This is a genomic window from uncultured Thiodictyon sp., from assembly GCA_903837595.1.
Lineage (GTDB): Bacteria > Pseudomonadota > Gammaproteobacteria > Chromatiales > Chromatiaceae > Thiodictyon.
On sequence record CAILVI010000294.1, the window covers coordinates 1 to 23,536 of the forward strand.

The window sequence follows — 23,536 nt, forward strand, 5'->3', positions numbered from 1 at the left end:
CCATCTTCTTGCCGAGGTTGGCCTTGGCCGCCGGCGCGAGCGTGATGGGATCGGGGACGAACCACATACGTTCGGCAAGCTGCATGCCCGGGGGCTGAATGCCGAGTTCGATCTGGCGCTCCAGCCGCTCCTGCCGCACCGCGTCCCAACCCTTGTCGTACGCGCCGACATGGCGCGTACGCCATTCCCTGGGCAGATGAAACGGGTCATGGGGCGCCTGGTGGGCGACATAGGCGAAGAAGGGCTTGCCGTCACCGTGATTGGCGTCGATGAATCCAATCAGCTTGTCGGTATAGGTCTTGGTCGCGTAATAGTCCTTGGGTAGGGCCGTGAGATAACGCCCATCCTCGGTGAAGACCGACTGCGGCGCCGCACCGGTGAAATTCGTCATGTCCCAATAGCTGCCCGCCCCGTCGAGCAGCGAGAAGTCGCGCTCGAAGCCACGTGCGGCCGGAATCAGGTCGGGGGCCTTGCCCAGGTGCCATTTGCCGACCATATAGGTGTGATAGCCGGCACCCTTGAGGAGTTGGGGCAGCGTGAGTACCTGGTGGTTGAGGTAACCCTCGTAGCCGGGTACTTTGCGTTGGTTGGGCGCGGTCCACTCGTCCATGTTACCCAGGCCGTTCACATGAGTATCGACCCCGCTCAGCAGCATCGAGCGGGTGGGCGAGCAGCTCGCGTGGGTGTAGAAGTTGGTGAAGCGCACCCCATCCCGGGCCAGGGAGTCGAGGTTCGGGGTCCTGATCTCGCTACCAAAGGAGCCCATATCGGAGAACCCCATGTCATCACCGAGGATGATGACGATGTTCGGCCGGCGGGTCCCGCCCGCCGTGTCGGCAGGCGCGGCCAGACAGGCCGCCAGGCCAAAGAACCCGAGCGCGCAGATCAGGTTGCCCGCCTTCCGCATGGTGGATCGCGGCGAGTGCGGCAATCGGGTCGTCATTAGCAATTCCCGTTTCAAGAAAAGTTTACCTTTGCAGCGCCGGCCGCAGCGGCCAGCGGCTGGGCAGCAGCCGGCCCGCCGGTTGGGCGAAGCGGCAACGCAGGGTTCCCAACCGCTCAAAGCAAATCTCGATCGCGGCGCCCGGGTCGATGAAGTCGTCGTGATCGAGACCGGTGCAGTCCGGAATGGTGCCGAAGCCCATGACCGTTCCGGACTTGATGGGCGCGATGAGACCCAGCCAGGCAAGCACATCCTCGGCCTTGTGATCGATCTCGGCCGTCGACCCCAGGTACCGGACCTGCCCGTCGACCGTGACGACGACCCGCAGTGCATAGGGATCGCCGGCCTCGTCCGCGGTGACCAGGTAGGGGCCGAGCTGATTGCCCTTGGCCATGTCCTTCGTGAGGCAGAAGCCGCCGATGAGCTCCGGTGCCTGGACGTCGCGAGCCGAGACGTCGTTGAAGATGCAGTAGCCGGCCACCGGCTGGCGCGCGTTACCGTAGACGACGGCCAGCTCTGGCTCGATGTCCAGGCGCGACGTATAGAGCGGCCAGGGAATGGTCGCGTCGTCACCGACGATCGAGTTCATGTTGCACTTGTAGTAGAACAAGCGCTCCGGCACCCCTGGCGGCGGCGCGGCCGGCTTGGTCAGCAGGGCCTGAGCGAAGGCCCGCAGGATCGGGGCCGTCTGCGGATCGTCCTGCTCGTACTTCATCAGGGTCTGCGCGGAGTTCCTGAGATGCCGGGGCGTCAGCCCGAAGTCGAACAGCGCCGTCACCTCGATCGGCTCGTGCAGACGGACGTCCCGCAGGCGCGGGCGTTCGCACTCGGGCCATTCGCCCAGATGCGCCTCACCCCAGGCCGCGAGTTCGCGCGCCGCGTGCTCGGTTTGCGGCAGGCCGGCAAGGTAGGCCCGGCTGTCATCCAGGTCGGGCCTGGCGATTCCGCTGCGTTGCTGCAGGGTCGCGAACGCGATGGCGTGCTCGCCGATGACTACACCGAAACTGGGCTTGGTTTCACCTTGGGAAAAGCGGATCAGCTTCATTGTGATGTCCTCTGAACCTAGCGGGCGGATAAGAACCCGGCCCCTTCAGAACTCAATGGGAATACCCTTGGCCTTGGCCACGGCGAGCACCGCGTCGAAGGTCTTGGCGTGGTCCCAGGGTACGTCGGCGGCCTCGTTGCGGAACTCCCGGTAGGCGCGCTCAACATTCATGTACAGGCGCGCCGGACCGCGCCACCCGCCGTAGGGTCCGAAATCGATCGCCTTGGACGCCGCCAGGGCGCTCAGCCCCTGCCCGAAGCAGCGCCTGGACTCTTCGCGCACGTACTCGAGATAGGCCTTCATCTCGATCGCACCCTCGATCCCGCACACCGGACCGTGCCCTGGGACGATGGCCGTCGGCTTCAGCGCGATGATGAAATCCAGCACCTTCAGCCACTTCTCGTAGGTGCCGTTCCAGCCCATGGGGGTGCAGGCGCGGAAGATCACGTCGCCGGCGAAGACGACGCCCTCCTTGGGTACATGGATGATGGTGTCGCCGATCTGGTGGCAGGGTCCCACATAGATGAGGTGTACGTCCGTGCCGTCGAGGTCCAGTTGGTGTCGCTCCTCGAACACGGTGGTCGGCAGCACCAGCTCGATGCCGTCGAAGTCGTAGTCCTGTTGCAGTTGCCGTGCGATGGCCAGCGCGCCCGGGTGCAGGGCCTTGAGCAACATCCGTGTGAGGAAGCGGTCGGCACCCTTGAGCAGTTGCCGGGTCTCCCGCGGGTCGGCGACCTTGGGCATGAGCTCCCTGACCGTGCGGTGCGCGATGATCTCGGCGCCCGCAAAGAGCTGGTTGCCCCAGACGTGGTCGCCGTCCTCATGCGTGTTGATCACCCGCTTGGGCATCCCCGGCCAGACCGTGCCGAACAGCTCGATCATCTTGCGTCCGTGGGGCAGGTCCGATTGGGTGTCGATGACCACGCCGCCGCCGAGATTGATGAGCCCGGAATTGGCATCACAGACGCGGTTGCTCTCGTTGAGCACCGCGAAGCAACTTTCGCTGACTTGCTGAAGTTTCATCGGAATGGCCATCATTGGGAGAAATCGAGTCGTGGCAGTGCGCGGCCGGTCACGTCTTGCCCACCCCCGAATGGGCCAGGTCCGCTGGCGCGCTAGACCTGACGCAACAACCGGTTACACTAGGGCCAGGCATCTGGGCCGTCTATCGGAATTCCGCAACGCCAAGATTTATGATCGTCCCCACCACCATCGACTCCCCCGCGGTCAGGGTGACCGAGATCAACGACCCCGCGTCGGCCGACGCGGGGCTGGAGCTGATCGACCTGGATGCGGTGCAACTCCAATCCAGGCCCCTGCGGGCGCGGCGCGTGCTGGTGCACCTGGGGAGCGCCAGCGTGCTCTTCCAAGCCAGCAATCAGCGCCTGCGCACCAGCACCAGCGTGCATCAGGGGCTGCTCGGCTATGCCACCTTCGGCCCGCACGCGCGGGGGACGGTCAACGGGGTGCCGGTCGGCCCCGGCATGATGCTGGCCGCCGCGCCGCAATTCGCGGCCAGATTCGTGGTGGAGCCCGGCTGGGAGAGCATCACCTTCCTGCTCCCGCCCGAGGAGATCGCGCTTCATCGTCGGTTGCGCCAGTGGGAGGGGGAACTGCGTCTACCGCAGAGGGTGGAGACGCTACAGGCCAACGAAGCGCTGGTGTGCGGGCTCTTCGACTGGGGGAAGCGGCTGGTGGAGACCGCCGTTGAACAACCCGCGCTGTTCAACGCACGGGAGACTGCGCGCGCCGCCGCGCAGGCCGAGTTGATCGACGCCCTCCTGGCGACGCTGCGGCAGGCGAAGGATCGCGTCCCCAGCCGCGGCGACCGGACCCGATGGTCCCGCAGCGGCATCGTGAAACGCACCGAGGAATATGCCCTGGCGCGGACCGGCGCCGATCTGCGCGTCAGCGACCTGTGCCGTGTCGCCGGCGTGAGCGAGCGCACCCTGGAATATGCCTTCAAGGAGATCATGGCCCTGACGCCGGTGGCCTATCTGACCCGGCTGCGGCTGCATCGGGTCCGCAAGGCCCTCCTGGCGGCGACGCCGGGGGCGACCACCGTCTCAGCGCAAGCGCTCAACTGGGGCTTCTGGCATTTCGGCGAGTTCGCGCGCGCCTACCGGAAATGTTTCGGCGAGCTGCCTTCGCAGACCTTGCTGCGCAGGCCCGAGGCGCCCGAGCGGCGGGGCTGGGACGCCAATCACCGGACCCCTTGACGCCATTTGATCCGGCCATCCTGGCGACCTTCCCCGAGCACCATACCCGGTTTCGCGAGAGCGACAGACCATGCCCATGCGCCTCGCCAGGGCCGCAAAGCCCGCCGCACCGCCCGTCGCGGGGCAGGGCTGAGGCGGCAGGCCCGTCAAAAGCCCAGCGCCGCCCCTCGCGAGGAACAAATGGCGCCTCGTGAGCGGAAAAATGCTGCTCGTGAGGAGTTCCCCGTCACTGGCGAGCAGCTGCCGACCCGGACTTGAGCCCCCCTTTTCTCCTCGCGAGCAGTCGCAAGCTCCTCGCGAGGAATTCACTTGCTCCTCGCGAGCAGCCGCATGCTCCTTGCGAGGAGCGATTTTCTCCTCGCGAGCGGCCGCGAGCTCCTCGCGAGGAGCCTATCCCTTTCTCGAAAGGCGTTTATTTCCCTCTCACGAGCAGCAGCGAGCTCCTTGCGAGGAGCTATTTTGTCCTCGCGAGCAGCGGCGAGCTCCTCACGAGGAGCTATTTTCTCCTCGCGAGAAGCTGAGAGCCGATGCGCTGCACCGCGAACCCGGTCTGCCACCCGGATCGCTCATGCGCCTTCAAGGAACAACTCATCAAGTACAGCAATCAGGTCCCGCTCCGCGGCGGCCAGGGTCACCTCCCGGGTCGGCTGGTCCTGCGGCCAGTCCGCGAGCACCGCGTCCAGCGCGGCGATGGGCGACCAGGGCTGGCCGTGGCCACCGTCGGGGCGCTCATAGTGGTGGAGGATGTGGAGTTGCTCGCGCAGGTCCTCATTGTCCGCCGCGGACAGGCCCTCCGGGAAGAACCAGCCGAGTACCGCGTCGTCGTCCGTGAGCCACTCGCGCAGACGGACCACCGATGCCCGGGGGAGTTGCTCGGGGATGCGGCCGGTACCGTCGAAGATGCCCAGTGCTTTGGGCAGCGGCTCGCCGGGGCACAGGCCGCGGCGGCGCATGAGGTCGGGGTCTTGGGCTTGTTCTTCGAACCAATCGAGGGCGGCAGTCGATCTCCCGCGCCGCTGTCGTGATCTGTGGGAACCGCAAGCCTTCAGATCCATCCAAGACCCGCCGATAGAACAGGTCTTGCTCGCCTTGCCGCAGCCGACTACTGAGCCAGCCCAGCATGGCCGTTTCGAGTCCCGGGTCGGCCAGCGGCACACGAGCCTCGTTGCCCGGCTCGGCCGGCACCCAGCCGGACCCATTGGCGAGCCCGAGCAGGGCATGGGCGCGTCCCTCGTCCTCGCCGAACCCCAGCTCCCAACCATGATCGCCCTTGGGATTGCGCCAGCGCGCACCCAGTGGGCCGTTGAGGAGGTGACCCTGCCAATGAGCGGCATCCAAACCGCCGGGTGGATCGGCGTCAATCCTGGCACGGATGGCATCGAGTGGGTCCGCCGCCTGGAAAAGCCCGCGCAGGAATTCGAGGCCAGGCCGGGTCCACTGGGGCACGGCGCGGAAGGACACCGCCAGCCCGGCCGCGGGCTGAACCAGCGCCGCCGCCGCGGCGACCGGCAGCCAGCGCAGCAATTCATCGTCGGTATAGTCGAGTTCCTTGCCGGTCAGTGCGGCGACTAGCAACCCCGCCTGGGGTAGCCGCGCGGAGTCCAACTCGGCCAGCAGTTCCAGGTGGGCAAAGCGGTCGGTCTGGGCACCCTCCGCGGCATGGATGCAGAGCAGCAGCGGGCCCACCTCGTCCCAGCCGGGCAGCCCCAAGTGCTTGTAGAGAAGTTCCTGAACCCCATCCAGAAAGCGCCGGCTGCCCAGCGCCTTGGCGCGGCCGAGGATGTACTCGGCGCACAGGTATTCCTGGAAGCTCAGGTGGACGAACTGGTAACGCCCCTCGGCCGGGTCCACCAGTAACCCGATGGGGTGCAGGAAATAGTCCAGCAGGCGCGGGGCGTCCACCGGTTTGATGTCCGCAAAGCGGCCGAGTGCCGGGTCTTCGCTGCTCAACAGGTGGCACAGCTCCCACTCCAGGTCCGCCCGCTCCCAAATGACCTGACGCACGTCGCGTTCCCGGGCGTTTTTCGCCTCGGCGCCCCGGTGCTGGCTGCGCCACGCGAGATACCCCAGTGCGCGGCGCACCTCTCGTTCGTCCCAGTGGGGCATGGGCTCACCTTTCATAGTCATTACGAGCCGACGCTGCTGGGTCTGGCGCACCAGATAGAGATCGACGATGCGTCGGTACAGGTCCGCCCGCACGTGCGGCATGCGCCGATCATTGGCGTGGACCAGGGCCATGAGGGTGAGAAAGATGGGTCGTCGCGCCAGGGTCAGCAGGTGCGCGTGCTGGGGGTCGGCGAGCGCGGCGTGAAACTCGGCGCCCAGCCGCTTACGCTCGACCTGGCATTCCTGACGGAGGCGGAAGAAACGGTCGATGAAGTCGCGGACCTGTGGCCAGGCGAAGGGCTGGATGTGCTGCAACTGAATCGGTCGTAGAATTCCGCGCAAGCGCGCAGACATGGCAAGCGCCGAATCAACGAGGAGTTGAGGCAACTCGATTAGGGGCCACTCGGATTCGCATTGGTCGGATGAAGTGGATGCAGCGGTGAGCCCGGCTCGAAAGAGGTCGCTCATGAAACGGTTGAGATCGTCCCCTAGAAGCACTTCACGCCAATCATCCAACGGCAGCTGGTCCAAAAAACCTGCCGGGCGTCCAGTCACGACAGCGCGATAACCCGACCGGGACGCTCCGACCGCCAGCTTGAGCAGCGTCCGGCGCGGCGCGACACCCCCAACCTCGTCGATTCCGTCAAATAAGAGGAGCAAGGGGAAGCGATCACCATCGGGGGAATAACGATCACGCAGCCTAGGCAAGTCTAGCTCGAAGCCTTTGTCCCGCGCCTCCTGCGCGGCCTTGCTCCACCAGCACTCCAGCAGGTCATTCAGCGTCTTAACCTTGCCCAACTCGTCTTGATAGTCCCGCAGGATCAACGGGATCGGCAGGATACCCCGCTCGCCCACCACCTTGCGGCGAAACTCGCTCGGCCGGTCGCCCGCCAATTCACTGATGATCGCCTGGATCAGGGTGGTCTTGCCGCTCCCCGGCCGCCCGGAAATGGCGACGAAGGGTTGCCCGGCGATCAACCCCAAGGCATCACCGCCGGGTAGCTTTTCGTCCTTCACACCGTCAGGGCCACCCATGGACGCGTCGCTACGGTCCTGGGTATCGAGGCGCAGCGGCACATAGACCTTGTGCAGGTTGACCCGGTCCTCGCCCTGCATGGTGAGCAGCAGGTCCAGGTCGCCGAAGCGCTTGGCGAGCCAGCGCATGTATTCACCGCGGGCGCTGACCCGGGCGTTCTTCTCGGCGATGCTGTCCGGGGCGTTCATGGTCGCACCTCGGCCACCTGGTTTGCGCTCGACCCGTGCCGTCGTAGGATGGGTAGAGCGCAGCGAAACCCATCTTCCCCGCACCGGTGCGGCGTTGCTCGCTGGGCTTCGCTGCGCTCTACCCAGACTACGCCTCCAGCCAAAGACTGGGTCATGGCTCGCCCCCCTGCGGCTCGTCATCCAACGGGAGATGCAGATGCCGCCGGTCGAGTTCGGTATCCGCCCCGATCAACTGCCTGAACAAGATGCGGAAGTTCTCGTCGGACCGCTTACGGTCGCGGCGTTCATTGAATTGGCGGACGGCATCCTCCAGAGACTCGCGGCCGTGGCGCTCCTCGTTCTCGGACTGCCGCGTCGGCAGGATATGGCTGAATGCGCGGTAGAAGATCTCCTCAAGCAACCGCTGATCCGCCCGGTCTCCAGGAAGGCGATCCCGCGCAATGTCCGTATCCGCTGCACCCGTCAGCGTCGCCCATAGCAAGTGCAGCACCCAGTGCTGGCGCTCCAGCAGGCGCCATACCGGCCGGTGATACTGGCGCAAGTAATGGTAGAGCACGAAGCGCCGGTCCTCCTCCGGTCTTGCCCCGATCCAACCCGCACATCCGTGCATCGCCCAGGCGGCGCACAGCCCGTTGGCGAAGTTCTTGATCTTGCGCGGGTTGGGTTCCAGGAGCAGTTCGATGTCCGCAGCCAGTTGGGCGCGTCCGGCATCCGTATCCGCCTGGATGGCCGCATCGGCGCCGGGGCCACACGGAATACCGTGGAGCCGCAGTTGGGCCACAAGCGAGCTGCGCACCCCAGCGGCGTTAGGCAGCGGCACGCCGATCATGGCCTGGAAGAGCTTTTCCAGATACTCCCGGTTGGCCTCGGCCGACTCGCTGCGGTGCTTGTGCAGGGCCGCCAGTACGGCGTTGTCGTCCAGCCCCAGGACGAAGACGCAGCGGCGCGTGCCGAGATAGAGCTTGATGATCTCCAGCAGCCGGACGATGACCTCGCCCTCAGAGCGGTCCAGGTCATCTACGAAGATCAGGACGCGGGCGCCAACCGCCGGTTTGGCGGTATCGCCGCAGGCACTCAAGACCTGGGTGATGGCGTCCTCGAAGAGCAGATGAAAGCGTTGACCATCGCTCAGGCGGGTGAGTTGGTCCTCCTCAGCCTGCCGACGCGCACGGACGGCATCGGTCAGGCCGCGGGCGAGTTGGACCGGCTTCTGGACATAAAGGCTCATGGCCGCGTCGGCGACGTGCTCCAAGAGCTTGGCCGCGGCGAGTCCGGCCTGGCGGTTGAACGCCATGGCGCCTTTCTTGAGCTTGGTCCAGGCGCTGAACTGGGCCTGGATCTCGTGGATCAGTGGGATCAGGGGGTTGGTTTCATTCTGATGCTACCAGGGGGAATACCAGACGCACAGGCATTGCTCGGCCAGATCGCGGGTCGCTTTTGGCCACTTGAGGGCCACCTTACGTGCCGAGTCGTCGTGACACGAGGCCTTCCAGACCCCGCCGGTGTCTTCAGTCGCGGACTCCGAGAACATCAGCGGTTGCTGGATCGGCTGCCCGCCCAGGGTGACAAAGGCGCGGCGCATGACGCTGGTCTTGCCGGAGCCCCACTTGCCGGTGACGCCGATGGTGAAGGGCGGGTCGACCTCCAGCGCCATGCGTGCGACCTGATCGCCGGCGGCGCCGAGGCCAAAGTCGTCGGCCAGACTCCAGGCGTCGTTACGATAGAGGGCTGGGGTCTCAGTGCTCATAGGTCTCCCGCTGCGCAGTTCCGATCATGTGGAGTGTGCCGATTTCATCCATAACCGTGCAGGCTAATGCGTCTGTGTTGGCGAGGCAAGCCGTAGGGGCGGGTTTGAAACCCGCCCCTACGCCTGCACGATCGCCGCGCGGCGGGACGCCGCTCCCGCGCACTAGCTCTGCCGGGCCAGCACCCGCAAACGCCCACGGTCGAGTTTGCCGGACTCCAGCAGCGGCAGTTCGGCCAGCGGCCTGAAAGCCCGCGGGCGCTCCGGTCCAGCCAAGTGGACCCGGCACCACTGGTCCAGGTCCGTGGGGGTCGCCGCTCCCGTATAGAACGCGACCAGGCGCGCGCCCCAGACCGGATCATCCAACCCAACCACCGCGACCGCACCGACACCCGGCGCACCGGCGAGGAGTGACTCGACCCGCAACGGATGGACGTTGACCCCGCCAGTGACCAACACGTCATCGGCCCGGCCCAAGATGCACACGTCACCATCCGGCCCGCGACAGGCAAGGTCAGAGGTGGTGAACCAGCCATCCGTAAGCCCCACACCGGGCAGACGTTGCGGATTGGCATAGCCGGCCATCACCACCGCCCCGCGTACCCTCAACGGCCTTGGATTGTCCGCGCCCGCCGAGCAGTCGACATCCAGACTATCTAGGGGTCGGCCCACCATACCCGGGGCGGGCGGCGCGCTCAGACGCCCCGAGGTGGCGATCTGGGTCGCGGTCTCGGTCATCCCGTAGGTGACATGCAGCGGCCAACCGGCCGCGATGGCCTGGCCCGCGAGCGCGGTGCTGAGTGCCTGCCCGCCCACCAGGACCACGCCCAAGGACGGCGGCGGCGGCCGGTCGAGGGCGAGCAGGCGCGCCAGCATGGGCGGGACCAGCGACAGGTGGGTGACGCAGCGCCGTTCCAGGTCCGCGGCGACCGCCGCCGAGTCGAATCCCGAATGGAGCAACAGCGTGGCACCGGCCAGCGCGCAGCGATAGGTGATGGAGAGCCCGCCGATGTGGCACAGCGGTAGGCAGCAGAGCCAGCAGTCGCCCGCCCCGAGCCCCAGGTGCCGGTTGCTCAGGGCAGCAGCGGCCAGCAGGTTGGCCTGAGTCAACATGGCGGCCCGCGGGGCGCCGGTGCTGCCGCTGGTCTCCACCACCAGGGCCAGGGGGGAGGGCCAGAGCGCCGGCGGCTGCGCCGGGCCTGAACACAGACGCGTGAGACGGCCGCGCCCTGACATGTCCCGCTGCCAGACCCATTCGGCGCCGGTCAGCGCCAATAGTACCTCAAGCCCAGGGGCATCCGCGGCGGCACGCACCGGCAGCAGGGCCGCGTCGACCCGGGCCAGGGCGTGCTGCATCAGGACCAGTCCCAGCCCAGGCCGCTCCGGCACCGCCACCAGTTGTCCCGGGAGCAACCCCTGGTCGCGCAGACACCCGGCCTGCTCACAGGCGACCGCGCTCAGGCGATCGTAGGTCCAATCCAGGTCGGCCGGGGCAGCGCCATCGATCAAGGCCAGACCCGGACCGCTCGTCCAGGGCGCCTGGGCAAAGCCGACAGCGCGCCCCCCATCAATCATTGCGTCGTCGCTCGTTATGCTGCACTTGGCATCCTCAGGGCATTGAGATAAAAGAGGATAGGCACCACGAGCGCAGTCAGCGCGGTGGCGGCAAGGGGGTGCCGAAGATCAGCGAAATCGCCAGCCCCCCAAACACCGGGTCGGACAGCATGATCGCAGAGCCCAGGACGATGGCCAAGGTGGTCAGCAGGATGGAACGCAGACGCACGGCACCGGCCTGCTTGACGGCCTCCGCCAGGCCCCGCTGCTTACTGAACGATCGTTAGGCTCCAAGAGTCAGACCAGGCCGCGTCGGAGTCCAGCCGGCCGCAGTGCCATAAACCCGGTGCCCGGAGCTCGCCGCCTCCGTCCGGGTTACGTCCCGGGTTGACGTTGCGTTAAACTGCGGGCCGGTTCCACCCGGCCGCGACCGCCGACCCGTGCCCCTGTCCCCAGCCGCCGCGGGACCGGGGCCGCGGCGATGCCGTGCCGGTGTCACGCTTGCGCCAGTCAGGTCACCAGATGCTCGCACCCCTTGCCCTCTTGGATCAGTTGCAGGCCCGGCTCGATGAGACCATCGGCCTGCTCCCGACGGCGACCGCTGGCGGCGCTGACGGCTTCGCCTCACTCATCCTGGAACTGCCCCGGGCGATCGTCCTGCCGCCCGACCTGGGGTGTCCCGGCTTCGGCTTCGCCCACGGGGAACGCGGTGAACTGCGTGCGGGCTGCGGCGTGGCGGCACAGTGGACCGCCGCCGGGCCGCAGCGGCTCCCGGCGCTGCGTGCGCACGCCCAGGCACTCACCCGGCGGTGGCGGCAGGTCGACCCGGACGAGACCGGGTTCGCCGGCTTCGCCCTGCTCGGCTTTGCCGCGTCGCCGACCCCCGGCACGACGCCGGCCATGAGCGAGCGCGAACTCCCCAATGCGCTGCTGTGGCTGCCGGAACTCGGCCTGCGCACCCATCAGGGTCAGTCCGCACTGATCTTTACCACCCGGCTGCCGGCGCCCCTGCCGCTGCTGCGGGAGCGCTGGCGCGGCTGGCTCATGCGTCTACTCACCGCGCTCGCCGCCCCGCTGCCCGAGCCACTGACGCCCAGCCCACTAAGCCCGCTGGGCGGCCGACCCGACCTGGCGGATTGGCAGACGCTGGTCGAGGACGCGCTGGACACCATCCACCGCGGCGACCTGGACAAGGTGGTGCTGTGCCGCCGGGTCGGGCTCAAGGGACGGCGACCATTCGACCCGCAACGGCTGCTGGCCGCACTCCTGTATCTCTTTCCTGCCTGCCAGGTGATCAACATCCGGCACGGCAGCACCCACTTCGTGGCGGCCACCCCCGAGCGCCTGCTGCGCGTCGCCGGCTGTCAGGTGGAGGTGGACGCCATCGCCGGCACCGCGGCGCGCGCCGCCGGCGCCGCCCAGGATGCCGCGCTGACCGCGGGTATGCTGGCCTCGGACAAGGAGCAACGGGAGCACGCGATGGTGGTGGAGGCGGTGCGCGAGGTACTGGACGGCTGCTGTGACCAGATTGAGGCCCCCGCGGTCCCGCGGGTGCTGCAATTGCATAATGCCCAACACCTGTGGAGCCCCATGAGCGGGCAACTGCGCGAAGACACCGATCTGTTCGAACTCGCACAGCGCCTGCACCCAACCCCCGCCACCAACGGCAAGCCGCAGGGGGCGGCGCGCGCCTGGCTGGACCGGATGGAACCGCTCAACCGGGGCTGGTATACCGGGGTCGCGGGCATCCTGGAGCCGGACCCGGACGGCCGACTGAACGGGGACCTCTGGGTGTTGCTGCGCTGCGCCGAGTTGAGCGGCGATGAGGCGCGACTCTATGCGGGTGCCGGTATCGTGCGCGGCTCCAATCCGCTGTCCGAGTGGCATGAGACCGGCCACAAACTCGCCGCGGTCGCCACCGCATTGCAGTTCGCATGAGCGCGACCATTGATCCGGAGCGCGACCCGGCCGGCGTCGGCGTCGCCTGGTGCCTGGCCCTGCTGGACGGGCTCATGGCCGGCGGGGTCCGCCACCTGGTCCTGTCCCCGGGCTCGCGCTCCACCCCGGTGATCCTGGCCGCCCAGCAGCGCCCGGGGCTCACCCTGACCCCGATCCTGGACGAGCGCAGCGCCGCCTTCTATGCACTGGGCCTGGCGCGCGCCGGCGCCCGGCCGGTGGCCCTGCTCGCGACCTCCGGCAGCGCCCCGGCCCATTGGTACCCGGCGGTGATGGAGGCCAACGCGGCCGGGGTGCCGCTGGTCCTGCTCTCGGCTGACCGCCCCCCGGAGTGGCGCGGCTGGGGGGCCAACCAGACCACCGACCAGACCCGGCTCTTCGGTACCCAGGTGCGGGCCTTTCATGACCCGGGGGCGCCGGTGGACACCCCGGCCGCCCGCCGGGCCATGACCGCTTTAGGGCGGCGCGCCGCCGCGGTGAGCCAAGGGCAGCGACCCGGGCCGGTGCATATCAACCTGCCGCTGCGTGAGCCGCTGGTGCCGCGCGCGGACCCTGGCCTTGCGCCGCCCACCCAAGCACCGGGCATCGACACCGCCGCTGGCGCGCTCACGCAAACCCTCACGCTGCCCCCAGGGCTCACCGACCGGCTGCGCGGGCGTGGCCTGATCTATTGCGGGCCGGACGCCCCACGCCCCGGCTTCGCCGCCGCCGTCATGCGCTGTGCCGCCGCGCTCGGTGTGCCGCTGCTCGCCGATCCGCTATCTGAGCTGCGCTTCGGTACCATCGCGGGGGAGGACCCCGGGCACTCGCCGCGCATCACCCGCTACAAGACTTTGGTCCGCAACCCGCAGGCAGCGGCCGCCCTGCGACCGGACTGGGTGTTGCGGTTCGGCCGGGCGCCGGTGTCCAAGACCTTGCTCGACTGGCTGCCCGGCATCCCACTGATCCTGGTGGACCCGGGCGAGCACTGGTCGGACCCGGCGCATGAACTGGCCCAGGAGCGATCCCTGCACCTGGCCGCCGACCCAACGGCAATTTGTAACACCCTGGCCGCCACTCCACCGACCACCGCGGACCCCGCCTGGCTCCCCCAGTGGACGCGGGCGCAGGAGCGGCTCGCTACCCTGGCCGCGCAATTCCTGACCACCGCTCCCTGGTGCGAGGGCCACCTGATCGGCGACCTGGTGGCCAACCTGCCCGCAGGCGACGGGCTCCTATGCGCCAATTCGCTCCCCATCCGTCAGTTCGAGACCTGGTCCGGCAGCCGGGAGGCGCCGCTCACGGTCTTCGGCAACCGGGGCCTGAGCGGCATCGACGGTCAGCTGTCCACCCTGGCCGGACTCAACGCCGCGGGCATACCGACCACCGGCCTGCTCGGGGACCTGTCGTTCCTGCACGACCTGTCCGGCCTGCTGCTCGCCACGCGGCTGGAGCGCCCCTGCATCGTCATCAATAATGGCGGCGGCCGCATCTTCGACTACCTGCCGCAGCTCGGCCTGCCGGACTTCGAGCGCCTGTGGCGCACCCCGCGCCCGGTCGCCATCGACGCCTTGGCCGGGAGCTTCGGGCTGCGCCATCGCCGGGTCGCCGACGCGGCCGGCTGGCGGGCAGCCCTGACGCAGGGGCTGGCCGGAGCGCCGGGGCCGCTGATCGAGGTCATGATCGACGCCGACCAGAGCCGAGAGGTCCATTTCCGGTTCCGGGAGCGGGTGGCGGAGGCGCAATTGCTGTAGGGGCGGGTTTCAAACCCGCCCCTACGCCGTTGGCCGCGGCGAATGACTAAAGCCCCGAAGGGGCGAGACATACCAGCCCAGGGCAACGCCCTGGGTTGGCTTTTCAGTCGGGCCTAGCCCTGAAAGGGCGCGACATTTTTTTCGGTTAGAACGAGGGAGTCAGCGAGAATGCAGCACAACGCCGAGCACGCGGCCGTCCAGTGGGAAACCCCGCCGGGGCCTACCTATGGTGACATCCTCTACCAGCACTGGTCGGGCGTGGCCAAGATCACCATCAACCGGCCGGAGGTCCGCAATGCCTTCCGGCCGGAGACGGTGCGGGAGTTGATCGACGCCTTCCACCGTGCCCACCTGGACCGCGCGATCGGCGTCATCATCCTGACCGGCGCCGGAGAGCTGGCCTTCTGCTCCGGGGGCGATCAGCGCATCCGCGGCGACGGGGGCTATCGCGACGATACCGGGGAGGAGCACCTGAACGTGCTGGAGCTCCAACGCCAGATCCGTACCCTGCCCAAGCCGGTGGTGGCGATGGTGGCGGGCTATGCCATCGGCGGTGGCCATGTATTGCACCTGATTTGCGATCTCACGATCGCCGCAGACAATGCCCGCTTCGGCCAGACCGGGCCGCGGGTAGGGAGCTTCGACGGCGGCTTCGGCGCCGGGCTCATGGCACGCACGGTCGGCCTCAAGAAGGCCAAGGAGATCTGGTTCCTGTGCCGCCAATATGACGCCCAAGAGGCGCTGCGGATGGGGCTGGTGAACACCGTGGTAGCGTTGGCGGAGCTTGAGACCGTCACCCTGGATTGGTGCCGGACCATGCTGGAGCTCTCGCCGACCGCGCTGCGGATGCTGAAATCGGCCTTCAATGCCGACACGGACGGGCTCGCCGGGATCCAGGAGCTGGCCGGGAACGCCACCGCGCTCTTCTATATGACCGCCGAGGGCCAGGAGGGGCGCGACGCCTTCCTGGAGCGCCGGCCGCCGGACTTTGGCAAGTTTCCGCGGCGGCCCTGATCAGCGCCCCCTGCCACGGCCGTGTCGGACGCGGAAAAATGGACAGGATTAACAGGATTGCTCAGGATTAACAGGATTAACAGGATTTTTTTGTTGCCTTCGGGTTACATTCCACGGCCGCTCTTCCGAACTGACTGAACATGCAGCAAGACCCGCACACGACCACCGCCACCCTCACCCTGGAGCCGACTGATCGCCTCGACGTGCAAGCCCCGCCGTCGACCCTCGGCCGCTGGGTCGCGGCGGCGCGCCCCAAGACGCTGCTGCTGGCGGCCACCCCGGTGCTGGCCGGCATCGCCTTGGCCATCGCCGAGACCGGTCGGCTCGCCCCCCTGGTCGCGGCGGCGACCCTCGTGGCCGCGGTGGCCATCCAGATCGGCGCCAACCTGCACAACGACGCGGTGGATTTTGAGCGCGGCACCGACACGCCGGACCGGCTCGGTCCGCCGCGCGCCACCGCCCAGGGGTGGTTCAGCGCCCGCGCGGTCCGTAACGCCGCCCATCTGGCCTTCGGCCTCGCCTTCCTGCTCGGCGTGTTCCTGGTGATACAGGGTGGCTGGCCCATCCTGGTGGTCGGCCTCGCCTCACTGATCGGCGGCTATGCCTACACTAGCGGCCCCCACCCCATCGCCTATGGTCCCTTCGGCGAAGTCTATGTGCTCGCCTTCTTCGGCCTCGCCTCGGTGGCGGGCAGCAACTACCTCCAGACCCTGACCCTGAGCGGGCCGGCGCTGCTGCTGGGGCTGGCACTGGGGCTCCCGGCGGCGGCGGTCCTGCTGCTCAACAACTACCGCGACCTGGAGACGGATCGGGCGGCCGGTCGGCGCACCCTCTGCCATGTGCTGGGGCGGGAACGGGCGCGGGTACTCTATGCACTGCTGCTGCTCCTGCCATTGGGGCTGGTGCAGGGCGCCAGGCTCCCGGGGGCGACCTGGCCGGTCGTGGGCGCCCTACCCCTGGCCCTGATCCTGATTGCCCGTCTCTACCGCGGCGCCCATGGCGCGGCGATCAATGCTATGCTCGGCCAGACCGGGCTCTATCAGGCGCTGCTCACCGGGCTTCTGATCGGCGGCTTCGCGCTGGGCGGACGCGGCTAAGCGGGTGACCATCGGGGGCGCATCAGGGGTCGGACCGAGGACGAAATGACACTGATCGTCTGCGAGCGCCTGGACCTGGTGCCTTACCGGCTGCCGCTGACCCGCCCCTGGTCCAGCGCCCGCGGCGTTTTCCGCGAGCGGTGCGGCTGGCTGGTGATCGCCGAGGCCAATGGCGTGCGCGGCTACGGTGACTGCGCCCCCCTGCCCGAGGCCGGGACCGAGCAGCCCGACGCGGCTGGGCGCCGACTCGCGCAGTACCGCACGGCGCTGCTGGGCGCACGCCTTGATGAGTCCCTGGAGGCCCTGACCCGCGGGCCGCGCAGCGCCACCCCCGCCGCCGATTTCGCCCTGGACTGCGCACTCTGCGATCTCGCGAGCCAGCTCGCCGGGACCAGCCTGCGCCGCTGGTTGGCCACTACGGCGCTCGACTGCGTGCCGGTCAACGGCGCGCTGGGGCGACTCATGGAGACCACCAGGGCCGATCTGAGCCGTGCCGCCCTGGCGGGTTTCGCGGTCGTTAAGCTCAAGGTCGGGATGGCCACGCCGGAGCAGGAACTGGGGCACGTATTGGAGCTCACCCGCACCCTGCCGGAAGGGCTGCGGCTACGCCTGGACGCCAACGGCGCCTGGGACCCGGGCACGGCCACCCGGATCATCACGGCCCTGCGCGAACTGCCAGTGGAGTCAGTGGAGGAGCCGTTGCGGGAGCCCGACTGGCCAATACTCCTGGGGCTCCAGTCACTGGCGCCCTTCCCCCTGGCGCTCGACGAATCACTCCCGGCGCTCGCCGACACCCTCAACCCGGCACGGCTGCCGGTACGCCGGGTCATTCTTAAGCCCGCCGCACTCGGCGGCCTGCGCCGCACCCTGACGCTCGCCCGGCGCTGCCAGGCCGCACAGGTCGAAGTCGCAATCACCGGCCTAGTGGAGTCCGCCGCCGGCCTTTGGCCCACCGCACAACTCGCCGCCGCGATCGCCAGCCCCCTGCCCCAGGGTCTGGCCACCGCCGACTGGCTACGGCAAGACCTGGGGCCACCGCCGCACATTCACGGCGGACAGTTGCGGCTACCCGACTCGGCGGGGTCTGGCTTTGAGCCCTATGAGCCGGGCAGCACCCACTCGATTCGGTCGGGATCATAGTTGCGCCGCCCTCCAATGGCCTGGTCAGCACCTGCTCGTCGAGCTCCTCCAGCGCCCCAAGTTCACCGATTTCAGCCAATACACCCCAGTCGACGCGAAGCGCACCTGTATCGCACCGACGGCCTTGCGTAAAGATTCCTTAATGTTGCGGTCGCCGCGGAAACAAATCTTTTCCCATGGACCTTGAAGACTTGCGGACCATATTCTAACTTCAATCGCAACTGCGCGGGGTGGCGCAGTGCCCGGACCAAGGCGTGCGACTGAACGCCGACTGAGGCCGTTGACATACCAGACAAAATCCGACTTGTACGTTCAACATAGACAGCTGCCTAAAACCATGTAAGCTCAACTCAATGGAGCCCAACCCACTTGGCGCTATTGATCTTTTTTATCAAGCTGTGCGGGCGCGCCGATCTGACCATGCTGCCGGACTCGTATGTGCGACCATAAGAAAACCATGCCGACGCTCGCTTCATGGCGAACTGGGTCAAGTCGATGCGTCGCTCACGAACTCCACCGACACCTGGTCGATATGCTCGAGCTGCGCGCGCACGGCCTCCGCGATCCGCTCGGCGGCGCGATCAGCCGCGGCGACCGTAGCGTCGTCCGGGACGATACGCAGCGCCACGAAGCGATAGCTGCCGGAATTGCGCCCCTTGACTGCCACCAGGCGCCGCACGCCCGGCTGGGCCTCGACGATGTCGCGCACGGTTTGGAGAACTTCGCCCTCCAGCGAGGCGTCCAGAAGGACGCGCAGGCCATCGCGGATCAAACCCACGCCGCCCCACAACAGGACCCCCACCACCATCAAGGCCGCGACACTGTCCATATGAGGCACCCCAGCCCACTGGAGGCCCACGCTCAATGCCACGCCGGCGCTTGCCCCGGCATCTAGCGAGGCATGACGCGCATCGGCCAGCAGACTGGGTGAGCGATACGCCTTGCCGACCCGGCCCTTGTAGGCCGCGAGGACCAGTGTGGCCGCCGCCACGCCGAGCATGACCGCAATCACCAGCCCCGGGGCCTCAACCGGACTCTCGCCCGCGAGCATCCGCCCAATCGCCTCGCGGGCGAGCTCGTATCCGCTGAACAGGATCAATACGCCGATACCGGTGGCGACGAGGTTCTCAACCTTATAGAGCCCGAGCGGGAAGTTCTGCGAATGCCGGGCCGCGAACCGAATCCCCGCCAGCACGGCGAGCGAAGCGATGATATCGACCAAGGTATCGATGCCTTCCGCGAGAACGGCAACGCTGGCCGTGAACCAGGCTGTCACCAGCATCGCCGACGCCATGAGGATCGAGACGAGAATGGAAATGACCTCGGCGCGCTCGGTCGGCGCCAATTGTACGCGCCCGGTTGGAATCGCCGCCGGTGGGGACATTGTATCGTCGACCGCCCGCAAGACTGCCGGGGGCGTCAATGCGCTCGCCGTCGCACTGGCGGCCGCGCCCTGCTCGCCAAACTCCACCACCACCTCATCGACGTTCGGGATGCGCGCGCGCACTGCCGCCTTGACGGTCCCGGCGATGGTCTCGGCCGCAGCGAGATCGTCGGTCGCCAGCGCGAGGCGCAGCCGGATGAAGCGGAAACTGCCGCAATTGCGCCCGGAGACTGCCATCACCCCCGTCACCAGCGGCGTGGCCAGCGCGATCCCGCGGACCGCGTCGAGCAGGTCGCGCTCCACTGATGCGTCGAGCAACACCCTGATGGCTTCATAGACGATCGACCCGCCAGCCCAAATGACCGCGAGCGACACCGCCACGGCCGCCACGGCGTCGGCGCTGCGAACGCCGGCGAGGTCGAGCGCGAGCCCAGCGCAGAGAACGGCGCCGGCGGCAGCATCGACGAACGAGTGAGCGGCATCGGCGCGTAACGCGACACTGCCAGTGCGCCGCGCCACAATCCATTTGAAAACGCCGAGGACGAGCCCGACAACGGTCGCAATCGCAATGAATACCAGGGTTGTCTTGTATTCCTGAAAGATGTCGCGACCCGCCAAGGCGGCCGCGAGCGCGTACCGACCCAACGCATAAGCGCCGATCACGACCAGCGACCCGATGACCAGCGCGAGGAGGTTTTCGAGCTTATACAGGCCATCCGGGAACTGATCGGTCCGGCGCCGGGAGAGGCGAACCCCGCCTGCGATGAGAAAGCCGGTGAGCGCACGCGATGTCGTGAGGGTCGCACCGATGATGATGATCACGTTCGGATGGCGTGCGAAGAAGCCCCACAGCACGGCGGCAAACACCGTGCAAACGGCGCCAGAAATCGCCGCGGCAATCAGGACCGGCCGTAGGGCGGAGACCCCGCAAGGTGGCGCCGGCCGCGTGTCGATCAGGCTGCGCTCGGGGTCGATTGAGCAGGGTCTGGAGTCGTCGTTGTCGATACCCATACTGATACCTCTTTCGGTTGCAACCTCATTGCCACTCATCCGACTCCCGACTGAACCCCCGCGACGGCGGTGTCCAACCCCGCTCGGTGCGGTCGTGCAGCTGCATGCGGTCGGCGTTGAGCGCATCCTGGAGGGTGCCGACGTGCTTGCGGATGACCGCCTGCAGGTCCAGGTTGCGGGCGATGTCGGGGTCCTCATCCCACAGGTCATACATGCCGGCGAGGCCTTCCGACTCGTGGCGGCGGAAGGCGCGCGTCATCCGCTCCACCTTGTAGGGGTGCATCCCCAGTTCCCGCAGGGCGGCCGCCCCCATGCCGAGCGAGGTGTCATAGACCTCGCGCATCGCCAGATCGGCACCGGCCCGCTTGAGCAGATACAGGTGACTCACATCATAGGCCCGCGCCAGGATACGAACCTGGGGATAAGTCCGCCGACAATACTCCACCATCTCGACCGCCCGGTCCCGATCATCAATGGCGACGATGAAGAGGCGCGCCCGCCCGAGGCCGGCCGCGTGCAACAGATCCGGGCGGGAGGCCTCGCCATAGTAGCTCTTGATCCCTAACTTACGCAGCAGGTCGATCTGGTCCGCCCGATGGTCCAGCACCACCGTATCCACCCCGGCGGCCACCAGCAGGCGGTTGATAATCTGGCCGAAGCGGCCGATCCCGGCGATGACCACTGTACCCTCTTCGTCGATGGTATCCGCCGCCGGCGGCCCGCTGCCGTTACGCAGCCGCGGGGCGATCAGGCGCTCGTAGAGGATGAAGAGCGCCGGGGTCAGGAGCATGGAGAGCGCGATCACCAGCGACAGGGTCCGCGCGATGTTGCCCTGTACCACCCCATTCTGCACACAGAAGCCCAAGAGCACGAAGCCAAACTCACCGGCCTGGGCCAGGCTCAATGCAAAGAGCCAGCGGTCACCCGCTTGCAGACGAAACAGCCGCGCCAGCACGAGCAACACCGCCGTCTTGAGCCCCATCACACCCAGGGTCAGGCCGAGCACGGTGACGAAGTCGCGCGACAGGATGCCGAAGTCGATCCCGGCCCCCACGGTGATGAAAAAGATGCCCATGAGGATACCCTTGAAGGGCTCGATATCGGATCGCAGCTCGTGGCGGAACTCGCTGTTGGCCAGGACCACCCCGGCCAGGAAGGTGCCGAGCGCCGGGGAAAGTCCCACCAGGGTCATCAAGAGCGCGGTGCCGACCACCAACAGCAGGGCGCTGGCGGTGAAGACCTCGCGCAGCCGGGATTCGGCGATATAGCGGAACAGTGGACGGGAGAGGTAGTGACCGCCCAGCACCACCACCGCCACCGCCCCCAGCACCACCAGTGCATAGCCCCAGTCGGGTAGGCCGGCCACCAGTCTGGCGGTGCCATGGACGGCCGGGCTCTGACCCATGGGCGCATTGAGCCAGGGAGCCAGACGCAGCGACTCCGGCCGCGCCAGGAACGGGATCAGGGCCAGCACGGCGATCACCGAGATGTCTTGGAACAGCAGCACGGCAAAACTCGCCCGTCCCCCTTCGGTCTTGGTCAGGCCCTTCTCGTTCAGGGTCTGGATGACGATGGCGGTGGACGACATGGCGAACACCAGGCCGATGGCCAGCCCCAGCCCCCAGTAGAGCCCCTGCCACAGGGCGAACGCGGCGATCGCAACCGCGGTCAGGCCGACCTGCAGGCCGCCGAGCCCCAGCAGGCGCCCACGCATCTCCCATAGTAGCTTGGGCTCCAGCTCCAAGCCGACCAGAAACAGCATCATCACCACGCCGAACTCGGCGATCTGCTGGATATCTTTGGTCTCCGAGCCCACCAGGCCCAGGGCGGGGCCGATCAGGATGCCGGCGATCAGATACCCCAGGACTGAACCCAGACCCAGCCGGTTGGCCACCGGGACCGCCAGGACCGCGGCGGCCAGATAGACAAAGGCATGCAACAGCATTCCGTCCATGACTCAGCCCCCCCGGATGATGGCGTTGAGGTCGTCATTGAGCTTGGTCCTGGGGGCCGCCGCCGCCAGGTCGAGCCGATCGTCGCGCAGCGCCTCGAGCACCCGTACCCAGTCCGCCACATGGCCCGCCAGGCGCCCCTCCTCCAGCGCGGTGCGCGCACCAAAGAGCGCGAACGGCGGCAGGTAGATCATGCCGCACAGCCGCGCCATCTGCTCCAGCGGATAGAGCAACTCGCGGATCGTGAGATGGTTGTAGCCGGCGGCGCAGTAGGCCGCCTCCGGGCCGCCGGCGGTCAGGGCGCTGAAAAAGATCTTGCCCTGCAGGGCGGGGGCCGCGGCGTCATAGGCAAAGCCGCGCTCCAGGACCAGGTCCTGCCATTCCTTGAGAATGGCCGGGGTGGAGTACCAGTAGAGCGGGTACATGAAGCAGATCACCTCATGGGCAAGCAGGCGCGCCTGCTCCCGATCCACGTTGAAATCGAAGGTCGGCGACTCGGCATAGAGGTCCACCAGGGTCACTCCCTCGACCCGGGCAGTCGCCTCGGCCAGGGGCCCATTGACCTCGGAACGCTCAAGCGAGGGATGGGCGAACAGCACCAGGATGCGGCGCCGACCCCCCTCCCCGCTCCCTCTGGCCGACTCTGGCGCGTTCGACATCGCGGTCCCCCCCGGACAAGTTGCTGCATAAAGGCGTACAGCTTACCCAAGGACGGCGGTCGGGCAAAGCCCTTTGGCCGACGGTCCGGGCACCAAATCCCACCGCTTCTGCTAGCCTATGCGGTATCCCGCGACCATGGCGGCGGGATGGCCGGACCGGCAGTCACCCGGGCAACCACGGCGCCGGCCGGCATCAGCACCAAAACAACGGTTCGCGCCGCCGCCCGACGGTGCGAGCGCGGGAGGACTCATGAAAACGATTCAGCGGCTACTCAAGCAGAAGGGCAGCCAGGTTTGGACCATCGGCCCGGAGGCGCGCGTCATCACGGCCCTGGGCCTGATGGCGGAAAAGCAGATCGGGGCGCTGTTGGTCATCGACTTAAGCGGCCCGATCGGGGTGATCTCCGAGCGCGACTATGCCCGCAGTGTCGCCCTGAAGGGCAAGACCTCGCGGGCGACCCCGGTACGCGCGATCATGGCTAGTCCGGTGGTCCGCGTGTCCCCCGACCAGACCGTACAGGAGGCACTGGGCCTGATGACTGACCGGCACGTCCGGCACCTGCCGGTGATGGACGGCGATCGATTGCTCGGCCTGGTCTCCATCGGCGATCTGGTGAAATCGATCATCGACGAGCAGCAGTTCATGATCGAGGAGCTGGAGGGGTATATCAATCCCTGAGTGATCAGCCGCTGGGGCCGGCCTGCAGCGGCCCGCGCCCCGGCTCCGCACGTCATCGAGACCAGCCTTGATCCCC

19 protein-coding genes are annotated in these 23,536 nt (G+C 67.6%); 7 read left to right on the forward strand and 12 right to left on the reverse strand.

Annotation, left to right across the window (positions count from 1 at the left end; genetic code table 11):
* The 3 genes from QZY44_RS16280 to QZY44_RS16290 all read right to left on the reverse strand — a co-directional run.
* A partial coding sequence (locus tag QZY44_RS16280; protein WP_295448306.1) for a sulfatase-like hydrolase/transferase occupies positions 1 to 907 on the reverse strand: 907 nt, incomplete at its 3' end.
* Between the two features lie 61 nt (positions 908 to 968).
* Positions 969 to 1,988, reverse strand: a complete 1,020-nt coding sequence (locus QZY44_RS16285) for a fumarylacetoacetate hydrolase family protein (protein ID WP_295448308.1) — start codon at positions 1,986 to 1,988, stop codon at positions 969 to 971.
* A 45-nt stretch (positions 1,989 to 2,033) separates the two neighbouring features.
* Entirely contained in the window at positions 2,034 to 3,011 is a 978-nt protein-coding gene (locus tag QZY44_RS16290) for an MBL fold metallo-hydrolase (RefSeq protein WP_295448310.1), read from the reverse strand.
* A 170-nt stretch (positions 3,012 to 3,181) separates the two neighbouring features.
* Between QZY44_RS16290 and QZY44_RS16295 the strand changes: the two genes are divergently transcribed.
* On the forward strand, positions 3,182 to 4,207 hold the full coding sequence (locus QZY44_RS16295) for a helix-turn-helix domain-containing protein (RefSeq protein WP_295448312.1): 1,026 nt from the start codon (positions 3,182 to 3,184) through the stop codon (positions 4,205 to 4,207).
* Between the two features lie 566 nt (positions 4,208 to 4,773).
* On the opposite strand, the gene QZY44_RS16300 is transcribed toward QZY44_RS16295, so the two are convergent.
* The 6 genes from QZY44_RS16300 to QZY44_RS16325 form a co-directional block, all read right to left on the reverse strand.
* Positions 4,774 to 5,061, reverse strand: coding sequence for a hypothetical protein (locus QZY44_RS16300; RefSeq protein ID WP_295448314.1), 288 nt, complete (start codon positions 5,059 to 5,061; stop codon positions 4,774 to 4,776).
* The gene (locus QZY44_RS16305) at positions 4,976 to 7,537 is read right to left on the reverse strand and encodes a hypothetical protein (RefSeq protein WP_295448316.1); all 2,562 of its coding nucleotides are present in this window, start codon (positions 7,535 to 7,537) and stop codon (positions 4,976 to 4,978) included. The genes QZY44_RS16300 and QZY44_RS16305 overlap by 86 nt, the downstream gene beginning before the upstream one ends.
* Positions 7,538 to 7,688: 151 nt before the next feature.
* Complete coding sequence (locus QZY44_RS16310) at positions 7,689 to 8,831, reverse strand: P-loop NTPase fold protein (RefSeq protein ID WP_295448319.1); 1,143 nt, start codon at positions 8,829 to 8,831, stop codon at positions 7,689 to 7,691.
* Between the two features lie 87 nt (positions 8,832 to 8,918).
* Positions 8,919 to 9,284: a P-loop NTPase fold protein gene (locus QZY44_RS16315; RefSeq protein WP_295448321.1), complete on the reverse strand. Its 366-nt coding sequence runs from the start codon at positions 9,282 to 9,284 to the stop codon at positions 8,919 to 8,921.
* 162 nt (positions 9,285 to 9,446) lie between these two features.
* Complete coding sequence (locus QZY44_RS16320; protein WP_295448324.1) at positions 9,447 to 10,856, reverse strand: AMP-binding protein; 1,410 nt, start codon at positions 10,854 to 10,856, stop codon at positions 9,447 to 9,449.
* 76 nt (positions 10,857 to 10,932) lie between these two features.
* Positions 10,933 to 11,064, reverse strand: a complete 132-nt coding sequence (locus tag QZY44_RS16325) for a hypothetical protein (protein WP_295448328.1) — start codon at positions 11,062 to 11,064, stop codon at positions 10,933 to 10,935.
* A 293-nt stretch (positions 11,065 to 11,357) separates the two neighbouring features.
* Between QZY44_RS16325 and QZY44_RS16330 the strand changes: the two genes are divergently transcribed.
* From QZY44_RS16330 to QZY44_RS16350, 5 genes are all read left to right on the forward strand, one after another.
* Positions 11,358 to 12,773 (forward strand): isochorismate synthase, encoded by a 1,416-nt coding sequence (locus QZY44_RS16330; protein ID WP_295448330.1) that lies wholly within the window; start codon positions 11,358 to 11,360, stop codon positions 12,771 to 12,773.
* The gene (gene menD, locus QZY44_RS16335; protein ID WP_295448333.1) at positions 12,770 to 14,524 is read left to right on the forward strand and encodes a 2-succinyl-5-enolpyruvyl-6-hydroxy-3-cyclohexene-1-carboxylic-acid synthase; all 1,755 of its coding nucleotides are present in this window, start codon (positions 12,770 to 12,772) and stop codon (positions 14,522 to 14,524) included. The genes QZY44_RS16330 and menD overlap by 4 nt, the downstream gene beginning before the upstream one ends.
* Before the next feature lie 168 nt (positions 14,525 to 14,692).
* A complete protein-coding gene (gene menB / locus QZY44_RS16340; RefSeq protein WP_295448336.1) occupies positions 14,693 to 15,538 on the forward strand; it encodes a 1,4-dihydroxy-2-naphthoyl-CoA synthase in 846 nt (281 codons plus the stop codon).
* Positions 15,539 to 15,678: 140 nt separating this feature from the next.
* Complete coding sequence (gene menA / locus QZY44_RS16345; RefSeq protein WP_295448339.1) at positions 15,679 to 16,635, forward strand: 1,4-dihydroxy-2-naphthoate octaprenyltransferase; 957 nt, start codon at positions 15,679 to 15,681, stop codon at positions 16,633 to 16,635.
* Between the two features lie 45 nt (positions 16,636 to 16,680).
* Complete coding sequence (locus tag QZY44_RS16350; RefSeq protein WP_295448341.1) at positions 16,681 to 17,775, forward strand: enolase C-terminal domain-like protein; 1,095 nt, start codon at positions 16,681 to 16,683, stop codon at positions 17,773 to 17,775.
* 487 nt (positions 17,776 to 18,262) lie between these two features.
* Here the strand turns inward: QZY44_RS16350 and QZY44_RS16355 are convergent, their stop codons facing one another.
* The 3 genes from QZY44_RS16355 to QZY44_RS16365 are packed head-to-tail and all read right to left on the reverse strand — an operon-like array spanning position 18,263 to position 22,781.
* Positions 18,263 to 20,296 (reverse strand): cation diffusion facilitator family transporter, encoded by a 2,034-nt coding sequence (locus QZY44_RS16355; RefSeq protein WP_365304602.1) that lies wholly within the window; start codon positions 20,294 to 20,296, stop codon positions 18,263 to 18,265.
* Positions 20,196 to 22,124 (reverse strand): monovalent cation:proton antiporter-2 (CPA2) family protein, encoded by a 1,929-nt coding sequence (locus QZY44_RS16360; protein ID WP_295448347.1) that lies wholly within the window; start codon positions 22,122 to 22,124, stop codon positions 20,196 to 20,198. Before QZY44_RS16360 ends, QZY44_RS16355 begins: the two co-directional genes overlap by 101 nt.
* 3 nt (positions 22,125 to 22,127) lie before the next feature.
* Positions 22,128 to 22,781, reverse strand: coding sequence for an NAD(P)H-dependent oxidoreductase (locus QZY44_RS16365; protein ID WP_295448350.1), 654 nt, complete (start codon positions 22,779 to 22,781; stop codon positions 22,128 to 22,130).
* 250 nt (positions 22,782 to 23,031) lie between these two features.
* Between QZY44_RS16365 and QZY44_RS16370 the strand changes: the two genes are divergently transcribed.
* Complete coding sequence (locus tag QZY44_RS16370; RefSeq protein WP_295448353.1) at positions 23,032 to 23,460, forward strand: CBS domain-containing protein; 429 nt, start codon at positions 23,032 to 23,034, stop codon at positions 23,458 to 23,460.
* The last annotated feature ends 76 nt before the right edge of the window (positions 23,461 to 23,536 follow it).